19 protein-coding genes are annotated in these 20802 nt (G+C 67.6%); 12 read left to right on the forward strand and 7 right to left on the reverse strand.

The features are described from left to right. Positions 1-30 precede the first annotated feature (30 nt). Together lspA and G6N23_RS09685 are read left to right on the forward strand one after the other, a co-directional pair. Positions 31-597: a signal peptidase II gene (gene lspA, locus G6N23_RS09680; RefSeq protein WP_085259259.1), complete on the forward strand. Its 567-nt coding sequence runs from the start codon at positions 31-33 to the stop codon at positions 595-597. Positions 598-604: 7 nt separating this feature from the next. Next, positions 605-1525, forward strand: a complete 921-nt coding sequence (locus G6N23_RS09685; protein WP_085259260.1) for an RluA family pseudouridine synthase — start codon at positions 605-607, stop codon at positions 1523-1525. A 1-nt stretch (position 1526) separates the two neighbouring features. Here G6N23_RS09685 and G6N23_RS09690 read toward each other — a convergent pair whose 3' ends face one another. Further along, complete coding sequence (locus G6N23_RS09690; RefSeq protein WP_085259261.1) at positions 1527-2291, reverse strand: methyltransferase domain-containing protein; 765 nt, start codon at positions 2289-2291, stop codon at positions 1527-1529. An 8-nt stretch (positions 2292-2299) separates the two neighbouring features. Further along, entirely contained in the window at positions 2300-2524 is a 225-nt protein-coding gene (locus G6N23_RS09695) for a dodecin family protein (protein WP_085259262.1), read from the reverse strand. A 137-nt stretch (positions 2525-2661) separates the two neighbouring features. Here G6N23_RS09695 and dnaE point away from each other — a divergent pair, with 137 nt between their 5' ends. Beyond that, positions 2662-6201, forward strand: coding sequence for a DNA polymerase III subunit alpha (dnaE, locus tag G6N23_RS09700; protein WP_085259263.1), 3540 nt, complete (start codon positions 2662-2664; stop codon positions 6199-6201). 11 nt (positions 6202-6212) lie between these two features. Here the strand turns inward: dnaE and G6N23_RS09705 are convergent, their stop codons facing one another. Further along, positions 6213-6665 (reverse strand): PPOX class F420-dependent oxidoreductase, encoded by a 453-nt coding sequence (locus tag G6N23_RS09705; protein ID WP_085259264.1) that lies wholly within the window; start codon positions 6663-6665, stop codon positions 6213-6215. Positions 6666-6718: 53 nt separating this feature from the next. Between G6N23_RS09705 and G6N23_RS09710 the strand changes: the two genes are divergently transcribed. The 3 genes from G6N23_RS09710 (at position 6719) to G6N23_RS09720 (ending at position 8805) form a co-directional block, all read left to right on the forward strand. After that, on the forward strand, positions 6719-7126 hold the full coding sequence (locus G6N23_RS09710) for a helix-turn-helix domain-containing protein (RefSeq protein ID WP_085259265.1): 408 nt from the start codon (positions 6719-6721) through the stop codon (positions 7124-7126). 116 nt (positions 7127-7242) lie between these two features. Beyond that, positions 7243-7935 (forward strand): hypothetical protein, encoded by a 693-nt coding sequence (locus G6N23_RS09715; RefSeq protein ID WP_133055445.1) that lies wholly within the window; start codon positions 7243-7245, stop codon positions 7933-7935. 231 nt (positions 7936-8166) lie between these two features. Beyond that, on the forward strand, positions 8167-8805 hold the full coding sequence (locus G6N23_RS09720) for a hypothetical protein (protein WP_085259267.1): 639 nt from the start codon (positions 8167-8169) through the stop codon (positions 8803-8805). Between the two features lie 9 nt (positions 8806-8814). Here G6N23_RS09720 and G6N23_RS09725 read toward each other — a convergent pair whose 3' ends face one another. Continuing rightward, positions 8815-9648 carry a class I SAM-dependent methyltransferase gene (locus G6N23_RS09725; protein ID WP_085259268.1) on the reverse strand — a complete coding sequence of 278 codons (834 nt, stop codon included), beginning with the start codon at positions 9646-9648 and terminating at the stop codon, positions 8815-8817. A gap of 86 nt (positions 9649-9734) precedes the next feature. Here G6N23_RS09725 and G6N23_RS09730 point away from each other — a divergent pair, with 86 nt between their 5' ends. The 3 genes from G6N23_RS09730 (at position 9735) to G6N23_RS09740 (ending at position 12902) form a co-directional block, all read left to right on the forward strand. Then, entirely contained in the window at positions 9735-10520 is a 786-nt protein-coding gene (locus tag G6N23_RS09730; protein ID WP_085259269.1) for an enoyl-CoA hydratase/isomerase family protein, read from the forward strand. Between the two features lie 24 nt (positions 10521-10544). Beyond that, complete coding sequence (gene fadD11 / locus G6N23_RS09735; RefSeq protein ID WP_085259270.1) at positions 10545-12350, forward strand: fatty acid--CoA ligase FadD11; 1806 nt, start codon at positions 10545-10547, stop codon at positions 12348-12350. A 90-nt stretch (positions 12351-12440) separates the two neighbouring features. After that, positions 12441-12902, forward strand: coding sequence for a DUF488 domain-containing protein (locus tag G6N23_RS09740; RefSeq protein WP_234808476.1), 462 nt, complete (start codon positions 12441-12443; stop codon positions 12900-12902). 7 nt (positions 12903-12909) lie between these two features. On the opposite strand, the gene G6N23_RS09745 is transcribed toward G6N23_RS09740, so the two are convergent. Beyond that, positions 12910-13119, reverse strand: a complete 210-nt coding sequence (locus G6N23_RS09745) for a hypothetical protein (protein ID WP_085259272.1) — start codon at positions 13117-13119, stop codon at positions 12910-12912. A gap of 90 nt (positions 13120-13209) precedes the next feature. Here G6N23_RS09745 and G6N23_RS09750 point away from each other — a divergent pair, with 90 nt between their 5' ends. The 3 genes from G6N23_RS09750 (at position 13210) to G6N23_RS09760 (ending at position 16411) form a co-directional block, all read left to right on the forward strand. Further along, a complete protein-coding gene (locus tag G6N23_RS09750; RefSeq protein WP_085259273.1) occupies positions 13210-13647 on the forward strand; it encodes a nitroreductase family deazaflavin-dependent oxidoreductase in 438 nt (145 codons plus the stop codon). Positions 13648-13675: 28 nt separating this feature from the next. Further along, entirely contained in the window at positions 13676-14965 is a 1290-nt protein-coding gene (ilvA, locus tag G6N23_RS09755) for a threonine ammonia-lyase IlvA (protein WP_085259274.1), read from the forward strand. An 84-nt stretch (positions 14966-15049) separates the two neighbouring features. Beyond that, the gene (locus tag G6N23_RS09760) at positions 15050-16411 is read left to right on the forward strand and encodes a threonine/serine exporter family protein (RefSeq protein WP_085259275.1); all 1362 of its coding nucleotides are present in this window, start codon (positions 15050-15052) and stop codon (positions 16409-16411) included. Positions 16412-16447: 36 nt separating this feature from the next. Here G6N23_RS09760 and glgX read toward each other — a convergent pair whose 3' ends face one another. Both glgX and G6N23_RS09770 read right to left on the reverse strand, forming a co-directional pair. Next, positions 16448-18595, reverse strand: coding sequence for a glycogen debranching protein GlgX (gene glgX / locus G6N23_RS09765; protein WP_085259276.1), 2148 nt, complete (start codon positions 18593-18595; stop codon positions 16448-16450). Continuing rightward, positions 18586-20796, reverse strand: a complete 2211-nt coding sequence (locus G6N23_RS09770; protein WP_372508907.1) for an acetyltransferase SucT — start codon at positions 20794-20796, stop codon at positions 18586-18588. Before G6N23_RS09770 ends, glgX begins: the two co-directional genes overlap by 10 nt. Between the last annotated feature and the right edge of the window lie 6 nt (positions 20797-20802).

Consider the following 20802-nt stretch of genomic DNA (forward strand, 5'->3'; position numbering starts at 1 on the left):
GCCGCACGCGGGTTAAGGGATGATGGGGGCGTGACCGACGAGACAACCGACTCGACCGAGCAGGCCGCCGATCCGGCGCCGGAGCCGGCGGCGGCGCCGCGGCGGCGGCTGGGCCTGCTGCTGTCGGTGGCCGCGGTTGTGCTGATCGTCGACGTCGTCACCAAGGTGCTCGCGGTGAAGATGCTGACCCCCGGCCAGCCCGTGGCGATCATCGGCGACACCGTCACCTGGACCCTGGTGCGCAACTCTGGGGCCGCGTTCTCGATGGCCACCAGCTATACCTGGGTGCTGACGCTGATCGCCAGCTCGGTGGTGCTCGGCATCATCTGGATGTCGCGCCGCCTGGTGTCGCCGTGGTGGGCGGTCGGGTTGGGCATGATCCTCGGCGGGGCGCTGGGCAACCTGGTGGACCGGTTCTTCCGGGCCCCCGGCCATCTGCAGGGCCACGTCGTCGACTTCCTCTCCATCGGTTGGTGGCCGGTGTTCAACGTGGCCGATCCCGCGGTGGTGGGCGGTGCGATCCTGCTGGTCGGGCTGTCGGTTTTCGGCTTCGACTTCGACACCGTGGGCCGACGTCGCCCCGGCGACCAGACCTGATGGGGTCGTGACCGAACGGTCCATGCCGGTGCCAGAGGGTCTGGCCGGCATGCGCGTCGACGCCGGGCTGGCCCGTCTGCTGGGCCTGTCCCGGACCGTCGCCGCCACCCTGGCCGAGAACGGCGAGGTCGAACTGGACGGGGCACCCGCGGGCAAATCCGACCGGCTGGTCGCCGGCGCATGGTTGCAGGTGCGGCTGCCCGAGGCCCCGGCCCCGCTGGAGAACACCCCTGCCGAGGTCGAGGGCATGACGATCCTGTACTCCGACGAAGACATCGTCGCCGTCGACAAGCCCGCCGGGGTGGCCGCCCACGCGTCGGTGGGCTGGACCGGACCCACCGTGCTGGGCGGGCTGGCCGCGGCCGGCTACCGCATCACCACGTCCGGGGTGCCCGAACGCCAAGGCATCGTGCACCGCCTCGATGTCGGCACGTCGGGGGTGATGGTGGTGGCGATCTCCGAGCGCGCCTACACCGCCCTCAAACGCGCCTTCAAGGCACGCACCGTCGACAAGCGTTACCACGCGCTGGTGCAGGGACATCCGGATCCCTCCAGCGGCACCATCGACGCACCGATCGGCCGGCACCACGGCCGCGACTGGAAGTTCACGGTCACCGCCGACGGCCGGCACAGCATCACCCACTACGACACGGTGGAGGCGTTCGTCGCCGCCAGCCTGCTCGACGTTCACCTGGAAACCGGTCGCACCCACCAGATCCGGGTGCACTTCGCCGCCCTGCGCCATCCCTGCTGCGGCGACCTCACCTACGGCGCCGACCCGACGCTGTCGAAGAAGCTCGGCCTGGAACGACAGTGGTTGCATGCCCGCTCGCTGGCCTTCGCCCACCCCGGCGACGGGCGGCGCATCGAGATCACCAGCGAATACCCGGCCGATCTGCAGCACGCCCTGGACGTTCTGCAGCGCTGACTCAGGGCTTGCGAGCCTCGACCAGTACCCGGGTGGCGTGTGCGACGAACGGGCCTTGCGCCTCGATGAGTTCGTGCATCTCCCGGAGCCGGTCACGGTGATCGTCGACAACGAAGTCCGGCACGGTCCAGATCACCTTGCGCAGGAAGTAGACGACCGCGCCCACGTCGAAGAACTCCGCCCGCAGCCGCTCGAGGCGCAGATCGACGATCTCCATGCCGGCGGCCGTCGCCTCGGCCCGCACCGCCTCCGGCTCGTACTGGGCGCCTTTGCCCGGCATCGGCCCGAGGAAGAACTCGGTCAACTCGAGCATCGTCGCGGGCCCGATCTGCTGGGCGAAGTAGTGACCGCCGGGCCGCAGCACCCGGGCGATCTCGTCCCACCACGTCGCCAACGGGTGCCGGCTGCTGACCAGATCGAATGCGTCGTCACCGAACGGCAGCGGCGGCCGGTCCGGCACGGCAACCACCACCACGCCACGTGGGTGAAGCAGCTCGGTGGCGCGTGCGGCATTCGGGGGCCATGACTCGGTGGCGGCCATGGTGGGCGGGAACCTACCGAACTGCTCGATACCCGCCAGCACTTCTCCGCCACCGGTGTGCAGGTCGACGGCCGCGGAGACGCCCGACAGCCGGCGGGCCAGCTGACGCTGGTAGCCCCAGGACGTGCGCTGTTCGCTGGCCCGGCCGTCCAGCCAGGAGAACTCCCAGCCGTCGACCGGCGCGGCGGTGGCCTCGGCAACCAGCTCGTCGAAGCTTCGCGGCATCGGTGCCGTTAGGAGTCGCTGGCCGACTTCGGCGGCCGGATCTTGAAGGAGATCCGCAGCTTGGTGCGGTAGATGATCCCGCCCTTGTCGTCGAGGGTGAGGTCCTGCTCGACGACCTGGGCGACGCGGATGTCGTCGATGGTCTGTTTGGCCCGGTGCACCGCCTCGGCCGCGGCGTTCTCCCAGGACGACGGGCTGGTCCCGATGATGTCGATCACCCGGTACACGCTCATGTATGTGTCTCCTCCGCTTCAGGCGCACCTCAACGTAGTGCACGGCGGCGGCCGCTGTCCGGAGAAACGCCCGCGTGTGAGACACACCCGCCGACACGCCGAGCGCCGTCGGTGGCCGGCCATAGACTGGCGGTCCTATGGGATCTTCGTTCGTACACCTGCATAACCACACCGAGTACTCGATGCTGGACGGTGCGGCGAAGATCGGCCCCATGCTGGCCGAGGCGCAACGGCTGGAGATGACCGCGATCGGGATGACCGACCACGGAAACATGTTCGGCGCCAGTGAGTTCTACAACGCCGCGACCAAAGCAGGCATCAAGCCGATCATCGGGGTGGAGGCCTATATCGCCCCGGGTTCGCGTTTTGACACCCGCCGGGTCCACTGGGGCGATCCCGGTCAGAAGAGCGACGACGTGTCCGGCAGTGGTTCCTACACCCACCTGACCATGGTCGCCGAGAACGCCACCGGGTTGCGCAACCTGTTCAAGCTGTCCTCACTGGCCTCCTTCGAGGGCCAGCTGGGCAAGTGGTCGCGGATGGACGCCGAACTGATCGCCGAGTACGCCGAGGGGATCATCGCCACCACCGGTTGCCCGTCGGGGGAGGTGCAGACCCGGCTGCGGCTGGGCCAGGATCGCGAGGCGCTGGAGTCGGCCGCGAAATGGCGGGAGATCTTCGGCGCCGAGAACTATTTCCTGGAACTGATGGATCACGGCCTGTCCATCGAGCGCCGGGTACGCGACGGGTTGCTCGATGTCGGCCGCAAGCTCGGCATCCCCGCGCTGGCCACCAATGACTGCCATTACGTCACCCGCGATGCCTCGCAGAACCACGAGGCGCTGTTGTGTATCCAGACCGGCAAGACGCTGTCGGATCCGACCCGGTTCAAGTTCGACGGGGACGGCTACTACCTCAAGTCGGCCGCCGAGATGCGGGCGTTGTGGGACGACACCATCCCCGAAGCCTGCGATTCCACCCTGCTGATCGCCGAGCGGGTGCAGTCCTACGCCGACATCTGGACCCCGCGCGACCGGATGCCGGTGTTCCCGGTTCCCGACGGCCACGACCAGGGGTCCTGGCTGCGCCATGAGGTGCGGGCCGGGCTGGAGCGGCGTTTTCCCGCCGGGGTGCCGCAGGAGTACACCGATCGCGCCGCCTTTGAGATCGATGTCATCTGCGGCAAGGGATTCCCGTCGTACTTCCTCATCGTCGCGGACCTGATCAGCTACGCGCGCTCGATCAACATCCGGGTGGGTCCGGGACGGGGTTCGGCGGCCGGGTCGTTGGTGGCCTACGCGCTGGGCATCACCAACATCGACCCGATTCCGCACGGGCTGCTGTTCGAACGCTTCCTCAACCCGGAGCGGCCGTCGGCCCCCGACATCGACATCGACTTCGACGACCGCCGCCGCGGTGAGATGGTGCGCTATGCCGCCGAGCGATGGGGCAGTGACCGGGTCGCCCAGGTGATCACCTTCGGCACCATTAAAACCAAAGCGGCGCTGAAGGATTCGGCACGTGTGCATTACGGGCAGCCGGGTTATGCGATCGCCGACCGGATCACCAAGGCGCTGCCGCCGCCGATCATGGCCAAGGACATCCCCCTGTCGGGCATCACCGACCCGGCCCACGAGCGGTACAAGGAGGCGGCCGAGGTCCGCACCCTGATCGACACCGACCCCGACGTGCGCACCATCTACGAGACCGCGCGCGGCCTGGAAGGCCTGGTCCGCAACGCCGGCGTGCACGCGTGTGCGGTGATCATGAGCTCCGAGCCTCTGATCGACGCGATCCCGCTATGGAAACGGCCGCAGGACGGCGCCATCATCACCGGCTGGGACTACCCGTCGTGCGAAGAACTCGGCCTGCTGAAGATGGACTTTTTGGGCCTGCGCAACCTGACGATCATCGGTGACTGCCTGGAGAACATCAAGGCCAACCGGGGAGTGGACCTCGACCTCGATTCCCTGCCGATGGATGATCCGGCGACCTATGAGCTACTGGGTCGCGGCGACACCCTCGGGGTGTTCCAGCTCGACGGCGGCCCGATGCGTGACCTGTTGCGCCGCATGCAGCCCACCGAGTTCAACGACATCGTCGCGGTGCTGGCGCTGTACCGGCCGGGCCCGATGGGCATGAACGCCCACAACGACTACGCCGACCGGAAGAACAACCGCCAGCCGATCAAGCCCATCCACCCCGAACTCGAAGAACCGCTGCGCGACATCTTGTCCGAAACCCACGGCCTGATCGTCTACCAAGAGCAGATCATGTTCATTGCGCAGAAGGTGGCCTCCTACACCATGGGCAAGGCCGATGCGCTGCGTAAGGCCATGGGCAAGAAGAAACTTGAGGTCCTGGAGGCCGAGTACAAGGGCTTCTACGAAGGGATGACGGCCAACGGGTTCTCCGAGCGTGCGGTGAAGGCGCTGTGGGACACCATCCTTCCGTTCGCGGGGTATGCGTTCAACAAGTCGCACGCGGCCGGCTACGGCCTGGTGTCCTACTGGACCGCCTACCTGAAGGCCAACTACCCGGCCGAATACATGGCGGGCCTGTTGACTTCGGTCGGGGACGACAAGGACAAGGCCGCGATCTATCTGGCGGACTGCCGCCGTCTGGGTATCACGGTGCTGCCACCGGACGTCAACGAATCCGAACTGAACTTCGCCTCGGTGGGCAAGGACATCCGCTACGGGCTGGGCGCGGTGCGCAACGTCGGCGCCAACGTGGTCGGGTCGCTGATCGCCACCCGAACGCACAAGGGCCGCTTCACCGATTTCTCCGACTACCTCAACAAGATCGATATCGCCGCCTGCAACAAGAAGGTCACCGAATCGCTGATCAAGGCCGGCGCCTTCGATTCGTTGGGCCATCCCCGCAAGGGCCTGTTCCTGGTGCATACCGACGCCGTCGACTCGGTGCTGGGCACCAAGAAGGCGCAGGCAGTGGGTCAGTTCGATCTGTTCGGCGGGGGGGACGGCGAGAGCGCCGGAGCCGACGCGGTTTTCGGGATCCGGGTGCCCGACGAGGAGTGGGTGGACAAGCACAAACTCGCCCTGGAGCGGGAGATGCTCGGACTCTACGTCTCCGGGCATCCGCTCAACGGCATCGCGCACCTGCTGGCCACCCAGGTCGACACCCAGATTCCGGCGATTCTGGAGGGCGACATCGCCAACGACACCCAGGTGCGGGTGGGCGGCATCCTGGCATCGGTGAACCGCCGGGTGAACAAGAATGGAATGCCCTGGGCGTCAGCGCAATTGGAGGACCTCACCGGAGGTATCGAAGTGATGTTCTTCCCGCACACCTATTCCGCCTACGGCGCCGAGGTCGTCGACGACGCAGTCGTGCTGGTCAACGCCAAGGTCGCCATCCGCGACGACCGGATCTCGCTGATCGCCAACGAGCTGGTGGTGCCCGACTTCTCCGGCAATGCCGCGGACCGGCCGCTGGCGGTCAGTCTGCCGACCCGGCAGTGCACCATCGACAAGGTCACCGCACTCAAGCAGGTGCTGACCCGCCATCCCGGCACGGCCCAGGTGCAGCTGCGGCTGATCAGCGGGGAGCGGATCACCGTGCTGGAACTGGACCCGTCGCTGCGGGTGACGCCGTCCTCGGCACTGATGGGCGATCTCAAGGCGCTGCTGGGGCCGGGGTGCCTCGGCGGTTAGCGGCGAGGCGATCAGGCGGTTAGTGGTTCCACCCGGACGATCGCACTGTCCGGCCATAGGGTGCGGGTTCGGATGCGCCGCAACTTCTCCCGGACGCTCAGCTCCCGGTGCACGTGGGTGACCCCGGGGACCGGGATCATCGGAATCACGTTCCACTGCCAGCCGTAACGCCGGTGCAGGGTGCGATTGGCGGCCTCGGCCTCGTCGCCGCCCAGGATCGTGGCGCGCCCGGCCACCGGCGCGGCGTCGGGACGGCATCGGCCGCGGTAGTCGCAGGGGACCAATTCGACGTCGGGGCGTAGCGCCAGTCGCCGGGTCTTCGGGCCGATCTTGGTCCGGAACACCACGGTGTCGCCGTCCAGTGCGAACCAGATCGGGGTGTCCACGGCCGAGCCGTCGCGGCGGAAGGAGCGCAGCAGCGCGTAGCGGGCGTGGTGCAATTCTTCGAGTCGTTGTACGAGCATGGTGCCAGTGAACAACCTAGAGTTGGCTCTAAGTCAAGCACCAGGGAGCATCATTGTCCGACCGATTGACGATTGGCGAGGTGGCCCGCCGCAGTGGAGTCGCCGCGACAACCCTGCGCTACTACGAGCAGGTCGGCCTTGTGACGCCGCCGGCGCGAGTTGGTGGTCAGCGGCGCTACGACGACGCGGTGCTGGCCCGGCTCGAGATCATCGGCCTGTGCAAATCGGCCGGATTCGCCCTGGAGGAGATCGGTCTGCTGTTCGCCGACGACGTGCCCGGGCGTCCGGCGAGCCGGGCGCTGGCGCAGGCCAAGCTCGCCGAGATCGACGCCCGGCTGGATTCCTTGTCGCGCGCCCGGGCGGTGATCGAGTGGGGCATGCGGTGCACCTGTCCGTCCATCGACGCCTGTACCTGCGGTATCCACCCGCCGCCGGCGCATTTCGGTTCCGGTGTGAGCTGAATCGGTCAACCTCAACATAACGTTTAGATCCGTTCCCTATAACAACACAGCATCACCGGTGTAACGTCTGAAACTTCCCACACAACTTGTGTGGTGCAGGGGGAAGGGGATTATCTGTGATGTCTGTGCGAAACCGCGTATTAGCGCTGCTCGGGGGAGCGGCGGCGGCCCTGTTCGCGGGGTTCGTCATGCCGGCGGCGCTCGCGAACGCCGGCGTCGCCGACCCCGGCCCCTACGAGACCTGCGATGGGGCGACGTGTCTGGTCATGGGTGACTACGAGCCCGGCACCTGGACCTACAGCGGCTTCCGGCCGTACTTCACCGACTGGAAGGGCGACCAGGTTTACAACGTCGAGGTGACCGGAGCCGACGGCTCCTCGGTCAACGCGGGTAGCTACGACATCAACGTGGAGGACTACTGGTCGACGTTCATGTCCAGCTCCACGTACATCTACGGCGATTACACACCGTCCGGCAACACCGCCGACCCGGGCCCTTTCGACGACCTGACCGGGACCACCATCTACAGCACCACGTACGGAGCCGTCAACCAGCTGACGATCAACGACGCGGCCAACGGTGCGAGCTACTGGATCGTCACCACGCCGTACTACGTGAACACCGTGGTGACGATGGACGGCGCGTCGCAGGATTACATCCAGTACGCCGGAGATGCGGCCCCGACCTTTCTGTGGAATAGTCTCGATAACTCCAGTTATGTCCCGGTACCCGAGTACCTCATCCCGGCTGACCCGTGGGCCGGGTTGGACTTCGACCCCAGCGAGTACGGCGCGCTGGCGGGACTGTAGGAGCACCGCGTATGGTGGCGAAGCTGAACGCGGTAGGGGACTCAGCATTAACATAAAATTCCATCAGCTTCTGGCGTGAATTTGGTAACACAAGCGTAACGTTTGGTCACCTGAGCGTCAGAGGTCGCAAGAGCAACAAGCTTAACGGAGGCAGTCATGTGGAAAACGCGTCGTCTTCTTACCCTCCTGGGGGTAGGCGCCGCTGCTGGGTTCGCCGCACTGGTGCTGCCTATGTCGGTGGCGAACGCCGCCGGGGACCCCTTCACCGACGGGAGTACCTGGGAGAACTGTGACGGGGTGGTCTGCCTGGTAATGGGCAGCCCGCTGGACGGCGGCTGGAAGTACGAGGGTGTCCGCCCGTTCATCACCGACTGGAAGGGCGACCAGCCCTACTCGGTCCAGTACAACGGCGACGACGTCGGCAGCTACACCATCAAGATCGAGGACTACTGGAACTCGTTTTTCTCCACCTCGGCCTACCAGTTCGGTGACTTCACGGCCAACCCCGACCTGCCCGAGGACTTCAACATGAGCGACCTGGGCAATTTCGCTTACCTGGCAGGGTCTTCGATCTACCAGATCAACATCGGAGATTTCACCAACCTGACGATCAACGGTGTCGGACCGCACGAGCTGAACTACTGGGTCATGTCGCTCGGCGACACCAGCTACACCGTGGTGACCGATCCGATCAACTTCACGTCAGCGGGCCTCATCCAGTTCGCCGAGGAAGCCCCACAACAGATTTGGAACAGCCTGTTCCATTCGTGGACCCCTGAGGTGCCGGACTACCTTATCCCGGCGGACCCGTTCGCCAGCCTCGACTTCGATCCGTGCGACTTCCTCGGCGCAGTCTGTGACGGTGTGTAGCCGGGCGCCTCAGAACTTGTAGCGCAGCACCCGGGCCTTGCCGGCCAGTGACTTGAAGCGGCCGGCAACCCGGGTCATGCGCCGGGCCGCCGGGGGGAACGAGTCGACTTCGGCGGCGTGCGCCAGACAGGCCTGCTCGACCAGGCGCAGCCGGGGGTCCCAGCGCTCGGGCGTGTGCGGATCGGTGAAACCGGGGTTGGCCCAGACGTGGCGCAGCACGCTGAACATGCCCCGCGGCGCGAGCTTCATCGCCAGCGAGCTCAGCGCGCCGACCCGGCCGTAGTCGTTGAACGCCAATTCGCCGGTACCGAAGTGGTCGATGACGCGACCCAGAAGTTCGATGACCTGCTGTTCGCTCAGAAAGGCGAACAGGCCGTCGGCGATCACCATGGTGGGCCGGCCGACCGGGATATCGGCCGTCCAGTCCCCGGACGTCAGATCGGCCGCGATGACGTGCTCTGCTCGCTGAGCCGGCAGCAGCTTGTCGCGAAGTGCGACCACGCGCGGCAGATCGATGCTGTACCAGTCGACGCTCGCCGGCGGCTGCACCCGCGCCAGCGGCTCGTTGAGCCCGGCGCCGAGATCCACCACGACGGCCTCGGGGTTGGCGGCGACGTACCTGCGGACCCGCTCGTCGAGCATCTTGGCGCGCAGTGCCGTCTGCCGCACCACGCTGGCCGGGATCCGGAACGCGGCGAAGTCGTAGTCGATCTGGCCGACGACCCGGTCGGAGAACTCGTCGCCGAGGATCGCGGTGGGCGAGCGGTTGTCGAGGGCGCGAGCGTAGGCGGTGAGAAACGCTGTCTGCTCGAGGGGGCTGAACTCGGTGACGGCAATCGGCATGGGCTTCACCGTAGGCGACGACGCGCGATCCGACACGTGCGGGCAAACCGGACCAACACCGCCACGCCGCCGCTAACGTCGTGGCCATGGAAACGCAGCAGGCGACCACCCTCACGGTGGTGGCCGAGGGAGCGCGCGGCTCGATCACCTTGAACCGGCCCGACAAGCTCAACCCGCTGAGCACCGTGACCCTGGAGGAGTTGGTGTCGGCGGCCCGCTGGTTCGACGCGCGGCCGGCGGTGAAGGTCGTCGTCATCGCCGGTAGCGGCCGGTCCTTCTGTGCCGGAGCGGATCTGGCCGCATTCGCGGCAGCCGCCGACGGCGCGGCAGCGATGCGCGAAGCCGCCGACGCCGGACGGCGGATGGCCGAGGCCATCGAGGCCATGCGGGCGGTGACGGTGGTGCGACTGCACGGTCACTGTGTGGGCGGCGGGGTGGTGCTGGCCGCGGCCTGCGACCTGCGGGTGGCCGCGCAGGACACCCGGTTCTCGATTCCCGAAGTCGACTTGGGCATCCCGCTGGCCTGGGGCGGTATCCCGCGGCTGGTGCGTGAGATCGGTCCGTCGCTCACCAAGGAGCTGGTGATGACCTGCCGGTCGTTCGACGCCGCCGAGGCGAAGGCGGCCGGATTTCTCAACCGGGTGGTGCCCGCGGCGGACCTCGACACCGAGGTCGATGGGCTGGTCGACCAGCTGGCCGGAAAATCCACGCTCACCCTCTGCGGCACCAAGCGTCAGGTCAACGCGGTGGCCGAGGGAATGGTGGCGACCGTGCGCAGCTGGAACGACGCCGACGCCCTCGTGACGGCCCTGCACGATTCCGAGTCGCAGGCTGCGGCGATGGCGTACCTGGAACGGGTGAGCCGCCGCTGAGGCGGTGGGGAGCAGGAGGACGGGATGGCGGGCGAACAGCCGGTGGCGACGTTGTGTGAGGCGTTTCAGCGCACGGCCGCCGTCGATCCCGACGCGGTGGCGGTGCGGACCGTCGGCGGCGGGCGGGCGTTGACCTGGCGCGAGTATGCGGCGCAGGTGCGGCAGGTGGCGGCCGGACTGGCCGGCCTCGGGGTGCGGCGCGGCGACACGGTATCGCTGATGATGGCCAACCGGATCGAGTTCTACCCGCTGGAGGTCGGGGCTCAACATGCCGGTGCCACGTCGTTCTCGGTGTACAACACGCTGCCCGCCGAACAACTCGGTTATCTGTTCGGCAACGCCGGCACCAAGGTGGTGATCTGCGAGCAGGCCTACGTCGAGACGATCCGCGCCAGTAACGCTGCCATCGAACACCTCGTGTGCATCGACGGGCATCCCGACGGCACCCTGTCGATCGAGGATCTGCTGGCCGCCGGCGAAGACGACTTTGACTTCGAAACCACTTGGCGGGCAGTGCAACCCGACGACGTCGCCACGCTGATCTATACCTCCGGAACCACCGGGCTGCCCAAGGGGGTGGAGATGACGCACACCAACCTGCTGTTCGAGGCCGCCGCACTCGATGCGGTGCTCGGGGTGCGCTTCGGCGACCGGATCACCTCCTACCTGCCCTCGGCGCACATCGCCGACCGGGCGATGGCGCTCTACAACTCCGAGATCTTCGGCGTCCAGGTCACGGTGGTGCCAGACGCCCGCGAGATCGGTGCGGCCCTGCCCGATGTGCGGCCGACGATCTGGGGCGCGGTTCCCCGGGTCTGGGAGAAACTCAAGGCCGCAATCGAATTCGCGGTCGCCGGCGAATCGGACGACAACCGTCGCGCCGCCCTGCAGTGGGCGCTGACGGTCGGCGCGAAGCGGTCTGCGGCATTGCTGGCCGGTGAGCCGGTTCCCGACGACGTGGCGGCCGAGTGGGCGCAGGCCGACGAACTGGTGCTGTCGAAACTGCGGGCCAAGCTGGGCTTGGACGAACTGCGGTGGGCGGTGTCGGGAGCGGCGCCGATTCCCAAGGAGACGCTGGGGTTCTTCGCCGGGATCGGTATTCCGATCTGTGAGGTCTGGGGCATGTCAGAGCTCAGCTGTGTCGCCTCGACCACAAATCCGAGCGAAGCCCTGCTCGGAACCGTCGGAAAATTGTTGCCCGGCTTGGAAAGTCGCATCGCCGACGACGGCGAGTTCCTGGTCCGGGGACCGCTGGTGATGCGGGGCTACCGCAAAGAGCCGGCCAAGACCGCCGAGGCGGTCGATGCCGACGGCTGGCTGCACACCGGCGACATCCTGCAACAGGATGCGGACGGCTATCTGCGGGTGGTCGACCGCAAGAAGGAGTTGATCATCAACGCCGCCGGCAAGAACATGTCGCCGGCGAACATCGAGAACGCCATCCTGGCGTCCTGCCCGATGATCGGCGCCATGGTCACCATCGGTGAGGCTCGGCCCTACAACACCGCCTTGATGGTGTTCGACGCCGACTCGGTCGGCCCCTACGCCGCCGCGCGCGGATTGGCCGAGGCGACACCGGAAGCGCTGGCAGCCGACCCGGGCGTCATCGAACAGATCGCCGCCGGGGTGACCGCCGGCAACGCCAAGCTCTCGCGGGTCGAACAGATCAAGCGTTTCCGGGTGCTGCCCACGCTGTGGGAGCCCGGCGGCGACGAGGTGACGCTCACCATGAAACTGAAACGCCGGCCGATCGCGGCGAAGTATGCCGACGAGATCGAGGCGCTCTACGCGACCGAGCCCGGGCCGCACATCCACCAGCCGGCACATTAGAAGGAGAGTGCCACGACGCCAACGGTTTTCACCTTCGGCCATGGCACCGCGGACGCAGCGGGGATCACGGCCCTGCTGACCGGCGCCGGGGTGGGCCGCCTGGTCGACGTGCGCACCGCGCCGGGCAGCCGCCGCAATCCCGACACCGCGCGCGAGGCGATGCAGCACTGGCTGCCCGAAGCCGGCGTCGGCTACCGGTGGGAGCCGCGGTTGGGTGGTTGGCGACGGGTCAAAGGCGAGAGCCCGGATGTCGGCCTGCGCAACGACTCGTTTCGCTCCTATGCGGGCTACATGCGCTCGGACGATTTCCGTGCCGGCATCGACGAGCTATTGGCGGAGGCGACCGAACAACAGGTCGCGGTGATGTGCGCGGAGACGGTGTGGTGGCGTTGCCACCGCAAATTGATCGCGGACTACCTCACGCTGGTGCGTGAGGTGCCGGTACGTCACCTGATGCACGACGGGAAGCTGCGAGAACACCGGCCGACCGCCGAAGCCCGGGTCGACGGCGATGTTCTGGTGTACGACGGCCCTCCGCCCGACTCCGGGTAGGCCTGCTTCAGCGGCGCGAGGGTTGCAGCGGGCCCAGTACGAGCCACACCGCGGTGCAGATGCCGGCTGCGCTCAGGACCGCGGCCGCGGCACTGGCGGTGGCGGCTCCGACGCCCAGCAGGGTCACCAGGCCGGCTGCCAGCGCGACCACCTTGTAGGCCGGCCAGGGCACACCCGCGATCGGCACGTGCTGCCGGGGGCGCTGGGCGCTGGTCATGGCGTTAACGGTACGCGACAACCAATTGTTAGGCCAGCCGAAACTTCATGGTCGCGGTGTCGTGTCGGGTCGCCCGGCTAGGCTGGCGGCATGCCATTGAGCGGAGAATATGCACCCAGCCCGTGGGATTGGTCCCGAGAGAACGCCGAGAAGTACATGGCGTCCGGGGGCACCGAGGGCACCGAGATGAAGGGCATGCCGGTCGTGCTGCTGACCACGGTCGGCGCCAAGACCGGCAAGCTGCGCAAGACCCCGCTGATGCGGGTGGAGCACGAGGGGCAGTACGCGATCGTCGCGTCACTCGGCGGCGCGCCCAAGAACCCGGTCTGGTACCACAACGTCGTCAAGAATCCGCGGGTCGAACTGCAGGATGGAACGGTCACCGGCGACTACGACGCCCGCGAGGTGTCCGGTGAAGAGAAGGCGCAGTGGTGGGAGCGTGCGGTGGCTGCCTACCCCGACTACGCCGACTACCAGAAGAAGACCGATCGGGAGATCCCGGTGTTCGTGCTGACCCCGGTGGGCTGAACCCGCTGTTGGGTGGCACCATATTGCGGTGTCCGCCGAACTGCGCCAGAACCGCGATGGTCCCAACTCCGGCCCGTTGAAAGCGGCCGACGTCGACGCGGCGGCCAAGCGAATCGCCGGAGTGGTCGCACCCACCCCGCTGCAGTACAGCGACCGGTTGTCGAATATCACCGGCGCGAACGTCTACCTCAAGCGCGAGGACCTGATGTCGGTGCGGTCCTACAAGCTGCGCGGCGCCTACAACCTGCTGGTCCAGTTGACCGATGCGGAGCTGGCGGCTGGGGTGGTGTGCTCGTCGGCCGGCAACCATGCGCAGGGGTTCGCCTACGCCTGCCGCTCGCTGGGCATCCGCGGCCGGGTCTACGTGCCCGCCAAGACGCCGAAGCAGAAGCGTGACCGGATCCGCTATCACGGCGGGGATTTCATCGAGCTGATCGTCGGCGGGGCGACCTATGACCTGGCTGCCGAGGCGGCGCTGGCCGACGTGGCCCGCACCGGCGCCACCCTGGTGCCGCCCTACGACGACCTGCGGACGATGGCCGGTCAGGGCACCATCGCCGTCGAGATTCTCGACCAACTCGGCGGCCAACCGGATCTGGTGGTGGTTCCGGTCGGCGGCGGCGGCTGCATCGCCGGCATCACCACCTACCTGGCGGAGCGGACCACCGACAGCGCGGTGCTGGGCGTCGAGCCCGCCGGAGCCGCCGCGATGATGGCCGCGCTGGCGGCCGGAGAATTGGTGACCCTCGACCACGTCGATCAATTCGTCGACGGCGCCGCCGTCAAGCGTGCCGGGGCCCTGCCCTATGCCGCGCTGGCCGCCGCCGGCGACATGGTCTCGGTCACCACCGTGGACGAGGGCGCGGTCTGCACCGCGATGCTCGATCTCTATCAGAACGAGGGGATCATCGCCGAACCGGCGGGGGCGCTCTCGGTGGCCGGTCTGTTGGAGGCCGATGTCACCCCGGGTTCTACGGTGGTGTGCCTGATCTCCGGCGGCAACAACGACGTCTCGCGTTACGGCGAGATCTTGGAACGCTCCCTAGTGCACCAGGGCCTCAAGCACTATTTCCTGGTCGACTTTCCCCAGGAGCCGGGTGCGCTGCGGCGGTTCCTCGATGAGGTGCTCGGCCCCGGCGACGACGTCACACTGTTCGAGTACGTCAAACGCAACAACCGGGAGACCGGTGAGGCCCTGGTCGGGATTCAACTGGGGTCGGCGGCCGATCTGGACGGGCTGTTGGCCCGGATGCGCTCCTCGCAGGTCCACGTCGAGCCCCTGGAGCCGGGGTCGCCGGCGTATCGCTACCTGCTCTGAGCCCGGGGCGAATCTGCCGCCGGGGGTGACCTCCGGGCGCCGAACGGGTAGCCGACGGTCATGGGGTCATCGCAGACAGTACGCATGGATGAGACCGGCGTCCGGCGGGTGCTCGATATCGCCCTGCGATTCGGGCAGCTGCTGCTGGGCTCGCAGGCGGGAACCGCCGATGTCGCCGCGAGTGTGCTCGCCGTGGCCACCGCCTACGGGTTGCCGCAGACCCAGGTGGACATCATGGCGAACTCGATCCGGGTGTCGGTGCCCCGCGGGGTGCCGGGCGCCCCGGTCACCGCGATGTATCTGGTGCAGTCGCGCTCACTGGACTACACCCGGCTGCAGCTGGCCACCGACCTCGCCGAGCATGTGGTGAACACGACACCCGATCCCGAGTGGGTGCAACAGCAGTTGGACATCGTGAGTCGGGCCGCTCATCCCTATCCCCGATGGGTGGCCACCGCCGGCTGGGCGGTCATGGCCGGTGGCTTCGCCGTGCTGATCGGCGCCGGGCCGCTGGTGGCCCTGGTCTCGGCGGTCACCACCGCACTGATCGACCGGATCGGCCGGGTGCTCAACGGCTGGCGACTTCCCCTGTTGTTCCAGCAGGTCGTCGCCGCAGCGGTGGCCACCGGGGTCGCGATCGGTCTGCACGCCGCCGGCTGGCTGCCCGCCGGCACCCCGGTGTCCCCGGTGGTGGCCGCCAATATCGTGGTGCTGCTGTCGGGGCTGGCCACCGTCGGCTCGGTGCAGGACGCCATCACCGGCTACCAGCTCACGGCCGTCTCACGGGGAATGGACATCGTGCTGTCCTCTGTCGGCATTCTGGTCGGTGTCTCGATCGCGGTGCAGATCGGCGGGGTGTTCGGTGCCGAAGTCCGGGTGAGTCCCGGGATGCCGGTCGCGGTGTTGAGCGTGCCGGTGTATGTGCTGGCGGGCGCCATCGGGGCGGCGGCCGCCGCGATTGCCGGCTATGCGCAGTTCAAGGCGGCCTTGGCGGCAGGCCTGGCGGGAGCGACCGCGACGTTGCTGTTCTTCGGGCTGCAACTGGTACAGGCCAACCCGATCGTGAGCTCGTTCGCGGCTGCCGCGGCGACCGGGCTGGTCGGCACGCTGCTGGCACCCCGGCTGCGCGTCACGCCGCTGGTGATCATCATGGCCGGCATCATCCCGCTGGTTCCCGGGCTGACCCTGTTCCGCGGATTTGTGCAGTTGGTCAACGGCCGGCCGGACGCCGGGAGCTCACTCGGGATGGCGGCCGGGCTGGCATTGGCGCTCGGCGCCGGCGCGGTGCTGGGGCCGTTGCTGGCGCCCTCGGTGCGGCGGGAACTCAGTCGCTATCACCTGCGCGGTCGCGGGCCCGCGACGCGTCGCCTCCGCAGCCCGTACCGAATTCCGCAGCTGGCCGGTATCCGCTACTTCGGGCGCCGCGCGGTTCAATCGGGTTCGTGACCTCGGGCGTGGCGGAAGCCGCGCGCGTTGCGCGTCTCACCGGCTCTTGCACAGGATGATCAGCGAGCGGGCCGCCACCGTCACGGCCTGACCGGCTTCGACCTCGAGTTCGCTGCTGCCGGTGGGATCGGCGGTGTCGACCACCGCGTGCCAGCCTTGGGCGTATTCGGTGTTGGGGGTGACGAAGTCCACCGGTGTCTCACCGGCGTTGAAGCACAGCAGAAACGAGTCGTCGATGATGCGCTGGCCGCGGGCATCGGGTTCGGGCAACGCCTCGCCGTTGAGGAAGACCATGACACATCTGCCGAATTCGCTGTCCCAGTCCTGTCGGGTCATCTCCTGGCCGGCCGGCGTCAGCCAGGCGATGTCGCGCACCTCGTCGCCGCCGCGGATCGGCCGGCCCTCGAAGAAGCGACGCCGGCGGAACACCGGATGGGCGGTCCGCAGAGCGGTCAGTGTGCGGGTGAACGTCAGCAGGTCGGCGTTCTTGTCCATCAGCGACCAGTCCATCCAGGACAGCTCGGAGTCCTGGCAGTAGACGTTGTTGTTGCCGCGCTGGGTACGGCCCATCTCGTCGCCGTGCGCGATCATCGGGGTGCCCTGGCTGATCAGCAGGGTGGCCATGATGTTGCGGATCTGATGCGCGCGCAACGCCAGGATGGCGGGGTCGTCGGTCGGCCCCTCGACACCGCAGTTCCACGACCGGTTGTAGCTCTCGCCGTCCCGGTTGTCCTCCCCGTTGGCGTCGTTGTGTTTGTCGTTGTAGGACACCAGATCTGCCAGTGTGAAACCGTCATGGCAGGTGACGAAGTTGATGCTGGCGCTGGGACGCCGCCCGGTGGCCTCGTATAAGTCCGAGGATCCGGTCAGCCGGGAGGCGAACTCGCCCAAGGTCTCCGGTTCGCCGCGCCAATAGTCGCGCACGGTGTCGCGGTACTTGCCGTTCCACTCCGTCCACAGCCCCGGGAAGTTGCCCACCTGATAGCCGCCTTCACCGACGTCCCACGGCTCGGCGATCAGCTTGACCTGGCTGACCACCGGATCCTGTTGCACCAGGTCGAAGAACGCGGACAGCCGGTCGACATCGTGCAGTTCCCGGGCCAGTGTCGAGGCGAGGTCGAATCGGAATCCGTCGACGTGCATCTCGGTCACCCAGTAGCGCAACGAGTCCATGATCAACTGCAGGGTGTGCGGATGCCGGGCGTTGAGGCTGTTGCCGGTGCCGGTGTAGTCGGTGTAGTGCCGTAGATCGTCCTCGTCGAGCCGGTAGTAGGCGGCGTTGTCGATGCCGCGGAAGTTGATGGTCGGGCCCAGATGGTTGCCTTCGGCGGTGTGGTTGTAGACCACGTCGAGGATCACCTCGATGCCCGCCTGGTGGAAGGCGCGCACCATCGCCTTGAACTCCGCCACCGCGCCGCCGGCCTGGCGGCTGGCCGCGTAGGAGTTGTGCGGCGCGAAGAACCCGAATGTGTTGTAGCCCCAGTAGTTCCGCAGTCCCAGTTGCAGCAGCCGATGATCGTGCAGGAACTGGTGCACCGGCATGAGTTCGATCGCGGTCACGCTCAGCGACTTGAGGTGCTCGATGATCACCGGATGCGCCAGCCCGGCGTAGGTGCCGCGAAGCTCATCCGGTATCCCGGGGTGGGTTCGGGTCATGCCCTTGACGTGCGCCTCGTAGATGATCGTCTCGTGGTACGGGGTGCGCGGTGAGCGGTCGGCGGCCCAGTCGAAGAACGGGTTGATCACCACGCTGGTCATGGTGTGCCCCAACGAATTGAGCGCCGGGGGAGGCCCCCCGCCGTCTGGGCCGTCGGGGTCGTTGAGGTCGTAGGAGAACAGCTCCGGACCGAAATCGAAATCGCCGTTGAATGCCTTGCCGTACGGGTCCAGCAGCAGCTTGCCGGGGTCGCAGCGGTGCCCCGCGGCGGGGTCGAACGGCCCGTGCACCCGGAACCCGTAATGCTGTCCCGGCCCGATACCGGGTAGATAGGCATGCCAGATATAGCCGTCGACCTCGTCGAGACAGATCCGCGACTCGGCGTTGTCGGTGTCGTCGATCAGGCACAGTTCGACGCGCTCGGCGACCTCGGAGAACACCGCGAAATTGGTTCCGGCTCCGTCATAGACGGCGCCGAGGGGGTAACTGTGGCCGGGCCAGACCGCGGGGACCGGGCTCACCACCATCCGGTGGCCGGACCCATCTGCCGGCCGAGTTCGCCGGCCATGGTGCGCATGTAGGTGGCCGACAGGTGGTGGGAATCGTGATAGATCAGCACATTGCCCTCCACGGCGCGGCAGATGTCTTTGTCGCACACGGCGTCGGACAGATCCAGCGGCTTGAGCAGCGGGAACCGCTTGACGAAATCGAGGGTGGGGTTGCGATCGACGAGGACCTCGGAGCGTTTGATGCCACAGGACACCGCGTCACCCCCGGAGGCCAGGCAGTCCGCCGGCTGGAACGGGTCCCCGTCGCGCACCAGCCACGGCGTGTCACGCACCCCGAGGATGGGGATCTTGTGCTCGGACAACCTTTTCCAGATCCCGATGTAGGTTCCCGGCATCACATCGCCGGGTTTGATGTTCCACGGCCGGGTGGCGGTGGTGAACACGAAGTCCGGGTGGTCGGCGATCAACTTGTCCATCGTCTTGCCCACCCACTCGTAGCACTGCGGATAGGGCGCGTTGTTGCCCATGATCAGCGGCACCTTCTCGGTGGACAACGGGCAGCCCATCTTGAGGTAGGTCACCACCTTGAAGTGGTGCTTCTGGCCCAGGATGTCCAGCGCGGGCAGCCAGTGTTCGGCATGCGACCCGCCGGCCAGTGCGACGGTCCGGATGGCCTCCGGGTCGCCGTAGGTGCAGTTGATCAGGGCCGGGTTGGTGAAGGTGCTGATGCACCCGTCCCGGGTGGACTTGGGCAGATCCTTCTTGGCCTCGAGGATGGTGGGCCGCATCCGCAGCTTGGGCACCCGCTGATGTTTGATCAGCGCGCGGGCGCCCGGGTAGTCGTCTTTGCTGAGCTTGGCCAGTTCCTTGCCGCTGGCACGCTGGACGGTGACGTGTTCGCGCCAGGTGAACGAGGTCGCGGTCAGCGCCACGCCGAGCAGCACCACCGTCGAACCCAACGCCAGCGTCGGCCGTTTCCACCAGCCCGCCGGCGGTCTCCGCCAGGGGATGTTCGGCACGGCGGCCGGCCGGTCGCCGGCCGGGGTCCGGTAGCGCAGGGGGTCCTCGACGAGCCGGGTGGTCAGGTAGGCCAGCACGCCGGACAGCAGCAGGATGCCGGCGCCCTCGAGCGCCGAGGCGTGGCGGTGGCCGGTGTAGGACAGCCAGAAGATCAGCAGCGGCCAGTGCCATAGGTACAGCGAGTAGGCCATCGCGCCCAATGTCACCAGCGGGCCGGTGGCCAGCCACCGGTTGGGCCAGGGCAGTCTCCCGCCGGTGCTCGGGTGCGCGTGCCGGTTGGCCCCGGCCAGGATGAGCGCCACCGTGGCGCCGACCGGCACCAGCGCCCATGGGCCGGGGAATTCCTGCACGCCCTCGATCAGGGCGCCACAGCTCAGGATCGCCGCCAGCGCCAGGGTGGCGACGGCGGTCCGCAGCCACATCGGCCAGCGGATGTAGGGGATGAGTGCCCCGGCCAGCGCGCCGAGCAGCAGTTCCCAGGCGCGGGCGAAGCTGTTGTAGTAGGCCAGGGCCTGGTTGGACTGGTGAGCGACGATCGCATACCAGAACGACGCCACGGTCAGCGCGGTGAGCAGCACCACGAAGGCCGAGCGCAGGCGGGTGCGCAGCAGGCGCCGGAACGCGTACGCGAAGCCGAAGATCAGCAGCAGGAAGCTGAGGTAGAACTGGCCCTGCACCGACATCGACCAGATGTGTTGCAGTGGGCTGACCGCCTCACCGGCGCGCAGGTAATCCGAGGCGGTGCGGGCCAATTCCCAGTTCTGGTAGTAGCCGAGGCTGGCCAGACTCTGGTCGGCGAACGTCTCCCAACGGGTCTGCGGCTGGATCCAGATGGTCAGCACCGCGCAGGCGGCCAACACCACGACCAGGGCGGGCAGCAGCCGGCGAACCAGCCGGATCAGATCCGGCACCGGTGACAGCGAGGAGGACGGGTTCAGCGCGACGCGCAGCAGCTTGCCGCCGAAGAAGAAGCCCGACAGCGCCAGGAAGACGTCGACCCCGCCGGACACCCGTCCGAACCAGACATGGAACACCGCCACCAACGCGATCGCGATGCCGCGCAGCCCGTCGAGGTCGTGGCGGTAGAAACCCGCTTTGCGGGTTCCCATCGCCGCGGCCGGCCCGGCGGCCGGGACGGATCCGGGCGCGGGTGCCGCAACAGGTGTTGCCGCCGGTCGCGGCGGGGACAGGGCAATCATGATCGC

The organism is Mycolicibacter terrae, assembly GCF_010727125.1.
Lineage (GTDB): Bacteria > Actinomycetota > Actinomycetes > Mycobacteriales > Mycobacteriaceae > Mycobacterium > Mycobacterium terrae.